14 protein-coding genes and 1 other RNA gene are annotated in these 14105 nt (G+C 36.1%); 12 read left to right on the top strand and 3 right to left on the bottom strand.

Annotation, left to right across the window (positions count from 1 at the left end; genetic code table 11):
- Window positions 1-31: 31 nt before the first annotated feature.
- Together LOK41_RS25570 and recU are read right to left on the bottom strand one after the other, a co-directional pair.
- Window positions 32-2698, bottom strand: coding sequence for a PBP1A family penicillin-binding protein (locus LOK41_RS25570; protein ID WP_241818833.1), 2667 nt, complete (start codon window positions 2696-2698; stop codon window positions 32-34).
- Window positions 2699-2763: 65 nt separating this feature from the next.
- Complete coding sequence (gene recU / locus LOK41_RS25565) at window positions 2764-3366, bottom strand: Holliday junction resolvase RecU (RefSeq protein ID WP_241818832.1); 603 nt, start codon at window positions 3364-3366, stop codon at window positions 2764-2766.
- A gap of 103 nt (window positions 3367-3469) precedes the next feature.
- Here recU and LOK41_RS25560 point away from each other — a divergent pair, with 103 nt between their 5' ends.
- The 3 genes from LOK41_RS25560 to LOK41_RS25550 all read left to right on the top strand — a co-directional run bounded on the left by LOK41_RS25560 (window position 3470) and on the right by LOK41_RS25550 (window position 5560).
- Window positions 3470-4495: a DUF2515 domain-containing protein gene (locus LOK41_RS25560; protein WP_241818831.1), complete on the top strand. Its 1026-nt coding sequence runs from the start codon at window positions 3470-3472 to the stop codon at window positions 4493-4495.
- A 462-nt stretch (window positions 4496-4957) separates the two neighbouring features.
- Window positions 4958-5200 (top strand): hypothetical protein, encoded by a 243-nt coding sequence (locus tag LOK41_RS25555; protein ID WP_208016839.1) that lies wholly within the window; start codon window positions 4958-4960, stop codon window positions 5198-5200.
- 33 nt (window positions 5201-5233) lie between these two features.
- Window positions 5234-5560 carry a YppE family protein gene (locus LOK41_RS25550; protein WP_481748838.1) on the top strand — a complete coding sequence of 109 codons (327 nt, stop codon included), beginning with the start codon at window positions 5234-5236 and terminating at the stop codon, window positions 5558-5560.
- 24 nt (window positions 5561-5584) lie between these two features.
- Here LOK41_RS25550 and LOK41_RS25545 read toward each other — a convergent pair whose 3' ends face one another.
- The gene (locus LOK41_RS25545; RefSeq protein WP_241818829.1) at window positions 5585-5776 is read right to left on the bottom strand and encodes a YppF family protein; all 192 of its coding nucleotides are present in this window, start codon (window positions 5774-5776) and stop codon (window positions 5585-5587) included.
- Window positions 5777-5951: 175 nt separating this feature from the next.
- Between LOK41_RS25545 and LOK41_RS25540 the strand changes: the two genes are divergently transcribed.
- The 9 genes from LOK41_RS25540 (at window position 5952) to LOK41_RS25500 (ending at window position 14103) form a co-directional block, all read left to right on the top strand.
- Complete coding sequence (locus tag LOK41_RS25540; RefSeq protein ID WP_241818828.1) at window positions 5952-6443, top strand: YppG family protein; 492 nt, start codon at window positions 5952-5954, stop codon at window positions 6441-6443.
- 152 nt (window positions 6444-6595) lie between these two features.
- On the top strand, window positions 6596-7171 hold the full coding sequence (locus tag LOK41_RS25535; protein WP_241818827.1) for a CotD family spore coat protein: 576 nt from the start codon (window positions 6596-6598) through the stop codon (window positions 7169-7171).
- 56 nt (window positions 7172-7227) lie between these two features.
- On the top strand, window positions 7228-7782 hold the full coding sequence (locus LOK41_RS25530; RefSeq protein WP_241818826.1) for an SLOG family protein: 555 nt from the start codon (window positions 7228-7230) through the stop codon (window positions 7780-7782).
- A 97-nt stretch (window positions 7783-7879) separates the two neighbouring features.
- On the top strand, window positions 7880-8215 hold the full coding sequence (gpsB, locus tag LOK41_RS25525; RefSeq protein ID WP_174099665.1) for a cell division regulator GpsB: 336 nt from the start codon (window positions 7880-7882) through the stop codon (window positions 8213-8215).
- Window positions 8216-8302: 87 nt separating this feature from the next.
- Window positions 8303-8693, top strand: an RNA gene (gene rnpB / locus LOK41_RS25520) — RNase P RNA component class B.
- Window positions 8694-8873: 180 nt separating this feature from the next.
- The gene (locus tag LOK41_RS25515; protein WP_241818825.1) at window positions 8874-10013 is read left to right on the top strand and encodes a THUMP domain-containing class I SAM-dependent RNA methyltransferase; all 1140 of its coding nucleotides are present in this window, start codon (window positions 8874-8876) and stop codon (window positions 10011-10013) included.
- Between the two features lie 62 nt (window positions 10014-10075).
- Window positions 10076-10261, top strand: a complete 186-nt coding sequence (locus LOK41_RS25510; protein WP_241818824.1) for a DUF3921 family protein — start codon at window positions 10076-10078, stop codon at window positions 10259-10261.
- Window positions 10262-10395: 134 nt separating this feature from the next.
- Window positions 10396-12333, top strand: coding sequence for an ATP-dependent DNA helicase (locus LOK41_RS25505; RefSeq protein ID WP_241818823.1), 1938 nt, complete (start codon window positions 10396-10398; stop codon window positions 12331-12333).
- Window positions 12334-12585: 252 nt separating this feature from the next.
- A complete protein-coding gene (locus LOK41_RS25500) occupies window positions 12586-14103 on the top strand; it encodes a carboxypeptidase M32 (protein WP_241818822.1) in 1518 nt (505 codons plus the stop codon).
- Window positions 14104-14105 lie beyond the last annotated feature (2 nt).

Below are 14105 nucleotides of genomic sequence, written 5' to 3'. Positions count from 1 at the left end.
CTCTTTAGAGAAAGGTGACTTCTTTTTTTGATTACTGTGTTGGGTGTTCCGGTGTTGGATTTTCCCCTCCGCCACCACCTGTTGGTTCGTCAGGGTTTTCTGGTTTGTCAGGTTTGTCAGGTTTGTCAGGTTTGTCAGGTTTTTCTGGTTTTTCTGGTTTTGGTTTATTAGCTTCTTCTTCAGCTTTCTTCTTAGCTTCTTCTTCAGCTTTCTTCTTAGCTTCTTCTTCGGCTTTTTTCTTAGCTTCTTCCTCAGCTTTTTTCATAGCTTCTTCAGCTTTCATAGCTTCTTCAGCTTTCTTGGCTTCTTCAGTTTTCTTAGCTTCTTCCTCAGCTTTTTTCTTAGCCTCTTCTTCAGCTTTCTTCTTAGCTTCTTCCTCAGCTTTCTTCTTAGCTTCTTCGCTCTCACCAGGAACAGTGAAGGATACGCCAGCTGCATTGCTTGTGCCGGTTCCTTTTTTCGCTACTACTGAGAAGCTGTAAGTTACACCTGGTTTTACGCCGCCCAGTGAAGCGCTTGTACCACTTACGGATAGACTACCACTAGAGCCGTCATTTGCTTTATAACTTGCAGAGTAAGTAGTAACATCTGAAGGCCCAGACCAACTCAGGTTAATTGTATTAGACGCTGCATCATAAGATGGTGTTACACCAGTTGGTGGGTCAACTTTGATTTGTTTAACAGCATCCTTTTTCGCACCTTTCACATAGAGCTCTTCATTTAAACGTTCTACTGAAGAAGGTTGCTCAAAACGAGATTTATCTGTTGCAAATTCACTCATCATTGCTTTAAACATTTGTTGAGCAATTCTTGTTGATCTATCACCTATATAATTTTCTGCACTATCTTTTTCATAACCTGTCCATACAGCCATTGTATATTGTGGTGTATATCCTGCAAACCAACTATCCCTGTTGGCGTCTGCTGGGATACCGTATTTTTGTATTACTGACGCATCGTAGTTTTGGGTTCCTGTTTTACCAGCAACATCAAATCCAGGAACATATGCTGTTGGGCCTGTTCCGCCTGAACCTGGTTTTACTACATCACGAAGAATATCAGTAATCATGTATGCTGTGTAATCTTTCATTACTCGTTTTTCTTTTGGTTTAAAGTTTTTCTCTTTTCCATCAGGAAAGACAACTTTTGTTACGAAATGAGGTTTATTGTATACACCATCGTTACCAAATGCAGCATATGCCCCGGCTACATCTAATGGAGAACTGTCATTACTACCAATTGCAGTTGACTCATATACTTCGCCATTTTTGAATGTCATACCAAGTCCTTCGGCAAATTCCTTTGACTTATTTAAACCAACTGCTTGAGCGGTTTTTAAAGCAGGAATATTTAAAGATTTTTTCAATGCTTCACGCATGGAAACGTCACCTTTATAACTGTTTGTAGCGTTTCGAATCTTTTTACCGTTTGAGTATGTATATTCTGAGTCGTTTAACTGATGATATGTTGACCACTGCATATACTCAATAGCTGGACCATAATCAAAAATTGGCTTCATTGTAGAACCAACTTGTCGTTTTAAATCAATGGCCATATTATGCCCTTTAAATGTTGTTTTGCTTTCTTTACGTCCTGCCCCTACTGCCCGGACTTCACCATTCGTTGTATCCATAAATACGAAAGAGCCTTGGAATTGATCGTTTGGATAGCTAATAATGTCACCATCCATTATGTTTTCCGCATATTCTTGCGCTTTAGGATCAAGAGTTGTGTAAATAGATAAACCATCAGATCCGATATTTACATCAGGCATTTCTTTTTCAATTTGCTTTACAACCGCATCTAAGAAGGCAGGATAAGGCATTTCAGTGACTTCTTTAGATGGAAGAAGTCCTTCAGTTACAGGGATTTTTAATGCTTCATCCATTTCTTGTTTTGAAATAAAGCCATGTCGATTCATTAACGTTAATACAACGTTACGACGTTTTGTTGCTCGATCAACATTTTCTTTTTTTGTTGGATCATAAATGTTTGGACCTTGAGGTAACCCAGCAAGCATCGCTGCTTCGTGTAATTTTAAATCTTTTAAATCTTTTCCATAATAGTTTTGCGCTGCTGTTGCAACCCCATAAGAGCGATTACCAAGGTTGATTTTGTTCAAGTACATTTCTAAAATTTCATGTTTGGAATATTGTTGCTCTAATTTATAAGCTAAATACCATTCCTGTACTTTACGTTTTGATGTTTTTTCCATCGTTAGAAAATAGTTTTTAATTACCTGTTGGGTAATTGTACTACCACCTTGAGAACCAAAACCACCTGTGATATTTTCAAGAATTGCTTTTCCTGTACGTTTAAAGTCGATTCCATTATGTTGATAGAATCGAGCATCTTCTGTCGCTAGGAATGCACTTTCTACCACTTTTGGAACTTGATCGTAAGTAATATTTGTTCGTTTTTCGGCACCATATTCATAAAAGAAGTTCTTGTCTTTATCATAAAATTTAGTTGATAGTGGATTGACAAGTTTTGCTTTATCTAGCTTTGGAGCATCTTTTACCATTACAAAAAAAGCAGAAACTCCAGCTATAAGACCAACAATGCCAAGAAGTAGACAACCAATTAAAAATCTCTTGAAAAAGGAACCTTTTTTCTTTGGTTTCTCCGTTTGGTTTTTTTCTTGTTGTTGATGTTGTGCATGTTTTCGTTCTGTACGAGAACGATAATTTTCTGACATTATACTTTCTCCTACCTTTCATTTTCTCCCCAAAAGTCGAAAAAAGAGCCTTATTGTTGACTCTATCACGAAAAATAAGCCATGTCTAGTACACGAATATAATCAATTCGAGGGTGATAACCGCATGATAACAAGTATCCGTGCTCTTCGATTTCTTGTTTTTTAATCGATTTGCGTCCACCAGCATCTTGACGATTCCAAAATGAAATGACATGTTTTGCATCGAGTAAATAAAATTCATCATAAAGCGCAAATTTAATAATAACAAATGCAATTCCATTATGAGCTATTACTTGTTCCATATGCTTAATTTGATGAAGATGGAAATTTTGCAGCGGAAAACTTGTTTTATTTTTTGTTTCTTTCGCTTCGAAGTCAATGTATTTTCCTTTGTATACACCGTTGTAGTCCGTTGTAGAAGGCTGTTTAAAATAAGCTTCTTTCACAACTGCAGCACTTCGAGCGGGGTAATCCACTTTTACAATTTGAAGAGGGGTGGGTTTTTTATGTACGCATGCGATATTATGGGTTAAATAATATTGATTTGTTTCATTTAGCTCCTCTTCAAGAGACATACCTCTATTGCCATAAGTATGTTTTTTAAATTGTGTTTTTTGAGGTTGTAATGCTTGATTATACCTTTTTCCGTTTGGATAACGAATGGTCATAGTTTGTCCACTCCAACATACCTAGAATTACTTACAAAGGTGATTATATCAAAAAAAGTAAAAAAGATGCGATTTTTTTCAAGAGAGATGTGGTGATTCATGTATGCTTATGCAGAATGAGTATGAAAAAATAAATAGAGATCGTAGTAGAGTTTTATGTACAAAGGAAGAAAAGCGCTTAATAGCGCATATTAAACAACAAACAGCTCTAGCAAATATGGATAATATTTCACGTACATATGCTTATCAAGAATATTACTTGAGAAATAAAGAAATCAGGTGGTCATTTTTGGCGAGTATGGTTTCGAGAAATTCTGGATGGAATATGACAGATTTAGCAGGGAAATGTTATCAAAATGTTTTATCTGAAAGAATGAGAAAGCAGCTCTTTTTTACGTATGAAAGTGCAAATTGGCTTATTTTTTCAGATGCATACCCACAATTGTTGTTATACGAATACAGTAAAAAAATGTCTAGCCCCCTTTTTCATTTATTACAGTTTTTTAATGTATCTATTTTTATGGAAAAGGAATGGAAAGATTTTTGGAATAAAAGAGATCTCACACGTCTTATTACAGCGCTTATTATTAATGAACAAAATAAGATTCAAAAACCGATTATTGAACATCCATATTTTCAAAAACATGTATTTCAAACTTTACTGTTTAAATTTCAAGAACTCTTTCACTTTAATGCTGTAATTTTCCCGACAACAAAAGGTAGCCTATATGGTTTTTCGGTTTATCAATTTGAAAAGCTACAAAAACGTATAGAACTCGGGAAGAATTTGGCGTGGTTATTATTTCATCCTGACTATGAAGTGTTATTTTATGATTTTTCTTTGCGAACATCCCCTACAGGATCAAGAGTGGATTACGAGCAGTATTTTACCATTCCAAAAGAGAAAGATACACCGAGGTTAAGAGATGCTTTTTCAATTGTGCTACATCAAAATAGCTTAGAAAAAGATTGGTTTCATCAAAAAATGGATATTGAGACGTTGTTTTTGTTTCAGGAACCAAAGGAAGAAGTTGAGATTACGGAATGGTTTCTACAAAAACAACATCAAGTACATATTTTCTCTACATTGAATCGCTTTTTTCAAAGGGGTAATGACTTCATGATATAATAAGAAAAGTCCCGCTCTTTTAAAGGAAGTCGGGACTAATTGATTACATGAATGAGTCGACGTTTTTTATACAGTTTCAGCTGAAACTGTATAAAAAATTAAGGGAGCTAGGTGGAAGATAAACTGCTCATAAAAGTTCGATTGGTGAGGTCTAATAATCAGCTGGGGATGAAGTCCTCAACGGATTAAAGTTTCACTTTATGTAGCAGGAAAGTTCGGACCATCTAGCTTCGGATTTCCGGTTTCAGGTTTAGTTTGCTGCTTGTTTTGTTTTTTCTTCTTCTCATTTTTATTTTTAGTCATGGTAAACACCTCCCTTTTGTATTGTTACCATTTCTATAAAACTCATACAAACCGATTTCTTTGCCGAATATCAACTAGTTTTGTCAGTCGTGCAGGAGTGATAAGTGAATCGTCGAAATAACATGACAAAGGAAAAGCAAAGAAGGAGGCGTTTTATAAATGGCGATGGTTCAGAAGGAAAACGTAATGAAAAAAATGGATCAAATGTTAAGTGCTCTTGATTTGCTGGAAATGAATGTTTCACTTAGAGTTAATCATTCTTTAAAAGACAAGCGTGAAGATATATGTAATAGAGGAGAAGTAACAGAAATGCATATTCAACATATGGAGGATAAATTATTGCATCATGAAGAAAAAGGAAGTTGGCTCCAAACGTTTCAAAACGTTATTGTGAGCGCATAAGAGGGTGGAAATAAATTGGGTTATGGAACATTAATGCAGTCTTCAATAAAATTAATGCGGTACAATGATGAAACAATTATAAAAAAAAGAGAAGAAAAAGAATTTGATTTTTATCAAGATATGAAACCTTTTGTTGATATGGTTGATCAGGAGTTAGATGTGTGGAAAGAATTAGCTTATCAATGGATAAAACATGAGAAGCCTAAGTATATACATGTACAACAAATTGACCAAGTATATGAAAATTTACAAAATAATGCACTGCAATGTTTTGTAAGTAAGGGAAAAGGTAAGCGGTTTTATGAAACACATCAGGCGATTTTATATACGTTACAAAATATAGTAGAACAATGTAAGTGACAAGAGGGGGAACCCTCTTGTTTTTTATGCTTCTACAGTTGTATGTGTGGGTTTCGCCCCATTTATTTCTAGTTCACGTATTAATACTCGATATTCTGAGATGCAGATTTTCCCTTCTAAATAGTGATGTCTAGCAAAATCAAGCAATTCATTCATATCCTCTGTAGAGTACCCCTTTTTTTGAGCGAAAGCTTGTTTTAAATCCCCTAATATCATGTTGATTCCTCCCCCATGAGAATCTTCTTCTCTACTATGGTAACATGAAAAGGCTTACTTTCTTATTTTTTTAAAAATTTAAACTTCCGACAAAAACAGACATTTATAAGGTTACACATTTTATTTTATGGGTACATATTCTATATGTAGAAACTTAGTTAGAGGGGGGAAATACATGTTTCAACAGCCGAATGTCTATTCACAGCCGAATGTCTATTCACAGCCGAATGTCTATTCACAGCCGAATGTCTATTCACAGCCGAATGTCTATTCACAACCAAATGCTTATCAAAATAACGAGGATACATATTTACGTTATAATATGTATCCATTCGCTCCTTATTACGGAAATCAAATGGATTATTATCAGCCATTTGAGGTATCTTTTATGAACCAGCAGCCACAGGTTCATATGAATCAACAATCTTATATGAATCAGCCGTCAATGTTTTACCCACCCAAGCAGCCTTTTCAAACATATCCAACGATGAACAAGCAAAAACAACAACAGCCAAGTCAATTTTCTAGTTTCGTATCTCAATTTAAGACGGCAGATGGTAATTACGATGTGAATAAAATGATGAATACAGCTGGTCAAATGATGAATGCGATGAATCAAGTCACTGGGATTGTAAAACAAGTTGGAGGATTTTTTGCTAAAGGATGATAGTTGTGTGTCCAAGTTATCGTACGTAAGCGGCTATCATATAGACAAATTTCCATTAAATAAATGGGTATATATAACAAGCGGCTTTTAACCCTTTCTCATATTGTAAAGTGTAGTCAGATTTTTTTTAATGAGAGAGGAGAGAAAAAACTATGCATCATTGTCATCCATGTTTTGGAGGGCATAAGCCTACAGGACCTATTTGTACAACGCCTCCTGTCGTTCATCCAACAAAGCAATGTGTAACACACACTTTTTCTACAACAGTGGTACCAAATATTCATCCAACTCATATAACACACGTTCATCATCAACAAATTAAAAATCAACATTTCTTCCCACAAACAACTTCTAATGTGAATGTTGTAGACCCTGTTGATCCAGGATACGGCGGAGTTGGTGGATTCGGCGGACCTGGCGGAGTTGGTGGATTCGGCGGACCTGGCGGAGTCGGTGGATTCGGCGGACCTGGCGGAGTCGGTGGATTCGGCGGACCTGGCGGAGTCGGTGGATTCGGCGGACCTGGCGGAGTTGGTGGATTCGGTGGACCTGGCGGACCTGGTGGAGTTGGTGGATTCGGTGGACCTTGTGGACCATGTGGCCATGGCCCGCAAGTATCCCCATTCGGACCAGGACCAAATGCAGGACCACAAGTATCCCCATTCGGACCAGGACCAAGTGCAGGACCAAATGCAGGACCAAATGTCGGTGGAATGTTTAAAAAGTAAATGTTATGTTAGAACTAGCAAAATGCTAGTTCTTTTCTTTTTATTGGAGTGTTGATATGAAAGTTGTTGCAGTAACAGGATATAAACCATTTGAACTTGGAATTTTTAAAAATGATCATCCAGGTGTTGTATGTATAAAAAAAGCATTGTGTCGTAAATTACTCGCTTTTATAGAGGAAGGGTTAGAATGGGTCATAATAAGTGGGCAGTTAGGAGTAGAGTTATGGGCAGCTGAAGTAGTTTTTGAAATGCAGTTAGTGTATCCGGATTTAAAGTTGGCTGTGTTCACTCCTTTTTTAGAGCAGGAAGAAAGTTGGAAGGAAGGGAATCGAGAATATTATGAATCCATTCTCGCGCAAGCTGACTATGTTGATAGTATTACAAAAAGAAAATATGAAAGTCCAGAACAGTTTCGATTAAAAAATCAATTTTTTATTGAAAAAAGTGATGCACTTTTGGCGGTATATGATGAAGAAAAACCAGGGAGTCCTAAATACATGGTAGAAGTAGCAAAGAAAAAAGGAGAAATAGAAAATTATCACAGTTATTTCATTCTTTTTTCTGATTTACAAGATATAATAGAAGAGGAACAGTGGAATAATGCAGAGTAATATGTAATATAGATCGCGTATATATGATTGACAAAAGGCATTGTTTCTGAAAAAATTTAGTTAGTGAAAGTTTTGGTAAAAATTTGAGGTGAAGAAAATGATTTCGGATAAAATTAAATTAACAGCGAAAGACATTTTGGAAAAAGAATTTAAGACAGGTATGAGAGGTTATCAACAAGAGGAAGTAGATAAGTTCCTTGATATGATTATTAAGGATTATGAAGCATTTCATAAGGAACTTGAGCAATTACAACAACAAAATGCTCGTTTGAAACGTGAATTAGAAGAACAGAAATTAGTGAAAGCACAAGTTCCGCAGCAACCAGCTCCAACACCGGTTGCACAACCTGTATACAACAATACGAATACGGATATTTTAAAACGTTTATCTAATCTAGAAAAAGCTGTATTTGGAAGTAAGTTATACGAGTAATCTAAGGATAGAAAAAGATTGAAGCATTTTACATATAAAAAAGCATTGCAAAATCTTTTTGTTTCCACTATACTAATGTTTGTCATAACGTTTGGGTAATCGCTGCAACGCCAACGTTGTAGAGGAAAGTCCATGCTCGCACAACCTGAGATGGTTGTAGTGTTCGTGCCTAGCCAATTCATAAGCTAGGGTATTCTGGCTGTAAGGCTGGATTAACGGCAGGGAAAAAACCTAAGTCCTTCTGGATATGGTTTGACTACCTTTAAAGTGCCACAGTGACGAAGTCCTTGAAGAAATGATAGGAGTGGAACGAGGTAAACCCCACGAGCGAGAAACCCAAATAATGGTAGGGGAATCTTTTCCAAGGAAATGAACGATGGAAAAGGACGGGCATTTTGCCCTGTAGATAGATGATTGCCACCGGAGTACGAGGCGTGGGCCGTTTGCAGTACAAAGGAACAGAACATGGCTTACAGAACGTTATGAACCAATTATGGAATAACCCAGCTCTCCTTTGTAAGAGGAGGGCTTTTTATTTGTATGAAGTAATAACTTGTGAGTTAAAATGGTTAATAAGGGAATTCTTCGTAATATTTCATAATTAATAGATAGAAAAACTATTAATTATTGTTTGATTATACATAAGAGGTGAATGTAAATGGGAAAAGTTACTTTAATTGCAACAGCAGCAATGGGAATCGAAGCTTTAGTTGCAAGAGAAGTTCGCGATCTTGGTTATGAGTGCCAAGTAGAAAACGGAAAAGTAACGTTTGAAGCGGATGCAAAGGCAATTTGTCGTACGAATTTATGGTTACGTACTGCGGATCGTGTGAAAATTAAAGTTGGTGAATTTAAGGCAACAACATTTGATGAGTTATTTGAAAAGACAAAGGCGCTAAATTGGGGAGATTATATTCCTGAAAATGGTGAGTTTCCTGTTATCGGAAAATCAATAAAATCAACATTATTTAGTGTGCCAGATTGTCAGCGTATTGTAAAAAAGGCTGTTGTTGAAAAATTAAAATCAACGTATAAGCGTACAACTTGGTTTGAAGAAAACGGTCCTTTATTCCGCATTGAGATTGCAATGTTAAAGGATATTGCAACATTAACAATTGATGCGAGTGGTGTCGGACTTCATAAACGTGGATACCGTGTTGATCAAGGGGAAGCACCTTTGAAAGAAACACTAGCTGCATCTTTAATTAAACTTACAAATTGGAAACCAGATCGTCCGTTTGTTGATCCGTTTTGCGGTTCGGGAACAATTCCAATTGAAGCGGCATTAATTGGGCAGAATATTGCTCCTGGTTTTAATCGTGAATTTGCATCTGATGAATGGGGTTGGATTGGTAAGCAAAATTGGAAAGAAGCACGTCAAGAAGTAGAAGATTTAGCAAATTATGATCAGCCATTACAAATTATCGGATCAGATATTGATCACCGCATGATAAGAGTTGCGCAAGATAATGCCGATGAAGTTGGATTAGGTGATTTAATTTCCTTTAAACAAATGCAAGTAAAAGATTTCACAACAAAAGAGGAATATGGTTATGTTGTAACGAATCCTCCATACGGAGAACGTTTAAGTGAAAAAGCGCTTGTTGAAAAATTATATAAAGAAATGGGCGAAGTATTCCGTCCATTAGATACATGGTCTCTATATTTATTAACAAGCTATGAGGCATTTGAAAAATGTTACGGACAAGAAGCATCGAAAAAGCGTAAATTATTTAATGGCTTTATTCGTACAGATTATTACCAATACTTCGGAAAACGTCCACCTCGTAATTCATAGTATAAAACCTCTTTTCTGCGCATATACTGGCTATTATGTAATGTGCAAAAGGAGGAATCGATATGGACGGGTTCCAAATGTCAATGATTCAAAAGGCCATTCATCGTACGTATGATGAGCTAGGAAGAGAAATTGATCTTCAAGGCGTAGCGGTAGATGAAATTCAAAAGGCACAGGAGGAATATTTATCTGCATTATCATATGAAACGTTAATTGATAAGCGTTATTTAAAGTCATTAATAGAGTAAAAAAAGTTTTCCTTGCATAAAGGAAAACTTTTTTCACGCATTTCTATGTATTACAACAGGGGAAAGCAACTGCTATTTAGAAATAGCAGTTGCTATATCTTTTTATAGAAAAACTTTTTGGTTGGAGGCTGAGGATGTTTACTGAGAAGAGATTACCATTTGAAGTAGGGAAACAAGATAATTTTTATGATAAGTTGAATGAGTGGATTGGAGATGTATTTTACGATATCCTCCCAGAAAAAGGGTTTGAAGAACGTGATGAACAGATTTTTATGGCATTCCAATTAGAACGTGCGTTTCAAGAGAAAAAAGTAATGTTCGCAGAGGCTGGTGTAGGAACGGGTAAAACAATTGTATATCTTTTATATGCAATTTGCTATGCGCGTTATACAGGGAAACCAGCTATTATTGCTTGTGCAGATGAAACATTAATCGAACAGCTTGTGAAAGAAGAAGGGGACATTGCGAAATTATCAGAAGCATTAGGATTATCTGTTGATGTACGTCTAGCGAAATCAATGGATAATTATTTATGTTTGCGTAAATTAGAAGATGTGATGAGTGGACGAGCTCCAGAAGTCATCGAAGACTTATATTATGAACTGCCTCAGTTTGTATTTGATCATGGAACGATGCAAAACTTTACGCATTATGGTGATCGAAAAGAGTTTCCATTATTAAATGATGAGGAATGGTCAAAGGTATCTTGGGATTATTTCCAAGACTGTTTCACATGTGACTCTCGTCATCGTTGTGGTCAAACACTTTCTCGTGAACATTATCGTAAAGCAGCAGATTTAATTATTTGTTCTCAAGATTTCTATATGGATCATATTTGGACATATGATGCTCGTAAGCGTGAAGGACAAATGCCACTTTTACCAGAAAGTAGCTGTGTTGTCTTTGATGAAGGACATCTTGTTGAGTATGCAGCGCAAAAAGCACTAACATACCGTTTAAAACAGACGATGATGGAACAACTCTTAACAAGATTATTACAAAATGATATTCGTGAAGAGTTTGCTCATTTAGTAGAAGAGACGATTTGGCAAACAGAGCGTTTCTTCGATGTGTTAAAAGAAAGTAAAAAAGAAATTGCTGGATCAGAACGTTTAGAAATTACAGTAACAGAAAAAGTGACTACAGAAGCGAAACGACTTTATGCAAAAATTGCTGAAGTTGGTGACGCACTTGTTTTTGAAAGTGAAATGTATACAGTAAACACATACGATTTAAATATCGTTGATGAGCATTTAGATGTATTAGAACATTCACTTCGTCTTTTCATGCATGAGAAAAATGTAATTACATGGGGAGAAGAAGGTGATGGTGCCTTCACGCTAGTTATTATGCCGCGTGCAGTAGAAGAAGTATTACAGGAGAAAGTGTTCTCGAAAAAAATTCCATATATTTTCTCTTCTGCTACACTATCTGAAAATGACTCATTTGCGTTTACGGCAAATAGTTTAGGGGTAAGAGACTATTTATCATTCTCAGTAGCTTCTCCATTTGATTATGAAGAGCAAATGAAAGTGTACTTGCCATCGTATAACCAGGAAAATGAATGGGAAAGAAAATGCCAGTATACCCTTGAAAACATTCAAAAAACAAATGGACGTACGCTCGTATTATTCCGTACAACAGAAGAGCTTACAGCATTCAAAGAATATGTGAATAAAGAACAAATGTCTGTTCCATTCTTATATGAAGGAGATCAAGAAATTAGCCAACTTGTTTCACGTTTCCAAAATGAAGAGGAGACTGTACTTTGCGCTGTTCATTTATGGGAAGGTTTAGATATACCGGGATCGTCATTATCACATGTTATTATTTGGTCGCTTCCATTCCCTCCAAACGATCCTGTGTTTGAAGCGAAACGTAAGCACGTCAATGATCCGTTTTGGGATGTAGATGTACCGTATATGATTTTGCGTCTTCGTCAAGGGATTGGACGTTTAATTCGTACGAGCGAAGATAAAGGTGCTATTTCGTTATTCTTGTCAGAGGATGAAAATGAAAAGGTTGTAGAAGCTGTGAAAAAAGTGCTTCCAGTAGAAGGTACGGTATTGTAAAAGCTTAGCGTTTGCTAAGCTTTTTCTTTTTATCCCGCATTAACGGGCAGTAAGACCCCTACCTCAAGATTCAGAGAGAAACGAGGAAGATAGGTGGGGAATCAACTGCCCGTAAAAGCTCAATTGGTGAGGGCTAATAATTAGTGGGGGATGAAGAAAACCCCCACTGATTAAAGTTTCACTTTATATGGAAAAGGACTTTATATCTTTATGTCGAAATATAGGTGAGGTAGAAAAAGGAGGCCATATCATATGACAATCGTTATAACTGAAATAGAAAAAGAATTTTTAGCGCATGTGAAAAAGATAAATAATTATGGAGAAGCATTAAGCCTTATATTTTGGGATTTACGTACTGGTGCGCCGAAACAAGGTGTGGATCAACGTTCTGAAGTAATAGGGATGCTTTCATCAGAAGTATTTTCATTATCAACTTCTGATGAGATGGGAAGATATTTAACACAATTAGAACAGCTAATTGCAGAGAATAAAATTTCTAAAACAACGAAAGAAATTGTAGAAGAGTGCCGCAAGGAGTATGATCGAAATAAAAAAATTCCACAAGCCGAATATGAAGAATTTGTTAAATTGCAAGCAAAATCAGAAAGTGTTTGGGGAGAAGCACGTGAAAAATCTGATTTTGAAATGTTTAGACCATACTTAGAAAAAATCGTTGAATATAAGAAGAAATTTATTACATATTGGGGTTATGAAACGTATAAGTATAATACGCTTTTAGACATGTATGAGCCAGGTATGACAGTAGAAGTATTAGACCATGTGTTTGGACAACTACGTGAGCGTATTGTTCCGCTTGTAAAAGAAATTTCTGAGTCTAATAAAGAATTAAAAACAAATGTCCTGTTTGAACATTTTTCAAAAGAACAACAAAAAAATTTCACCTTAGAGTTACTAAAACAATTAAATTATAATTTCGAAGCCGGCCGTCTAGATGAAACGATACATCCTTTCGAAATTACATTAAATAGAGGGGATGTTCGTATTACGACGCGTTATGACGAGAATGATTTCCGGATGGCAGTTTTCGGAACAATTCACGAATGTGGACATGCTGTATATGAACAAAATGTTTCAGAGGAATTAGAAGGAACGCCGCTTTGCAGTGGCACGTCAATGGGGATTCATGAATCGCAATCGCTATTTTTCGAAAACTTTATTGGACGTAATAAATCGTTCTGGAAGAAAAATTATGAATTATTAAAACAATTTAGCGACGGACAATTTGAAAATGTATCTGTAGACGAGTTCTATGATGCAATTAATGAATCGAAACCGTCCTTTATTCGTATTGAGGCAGACGAGCTTACATATCCATTGCATGTTATGGTTCGTTATGAATTAGAGAAAGAATTATTTGATGGAACATTAGAAGTAAAGGATTTGCCAGCAGCGTGGAATGATAAGATGGAAAGTTATTTAGGTATTCGTCCAGAAACGGATGCACAAGGTGTGCTGCAAGATGTACATTGGTCAGATGGCTCGTTTGGATATTTTCCATCGTATGCACTTGGTTATATGTATGCAGCGCAATTTAAACATAAGATGTTAGAAGAAATTCCTAACTTCGATGCACTACTAGAACAAGGAAATGTGACGCCAATTCGTGAATGGCTGACAAAAAATATTCACCAATACGGCAAAACGAAAAAACCGTTAGAAATTTTAAAAGATGTAACAGGTGAAGGGTTAAATGCAAATTATTTAGCTGATTATTTAGAAGCAAAATATAAAGAGATTTATGAGCTGTAAAA

The organism is Bacillus sp. TL12, from assembly GCF_022625245.1.
Lineage (GTDB): Bacteria > Bacillota > Bacilli > Bacillales > Bacillaceae_G > Bacillus_A.
Note: the sequence above shows the minus strand (reverse complement) of the source record. Positions and strands in the feature narration are given on the sequence as shown.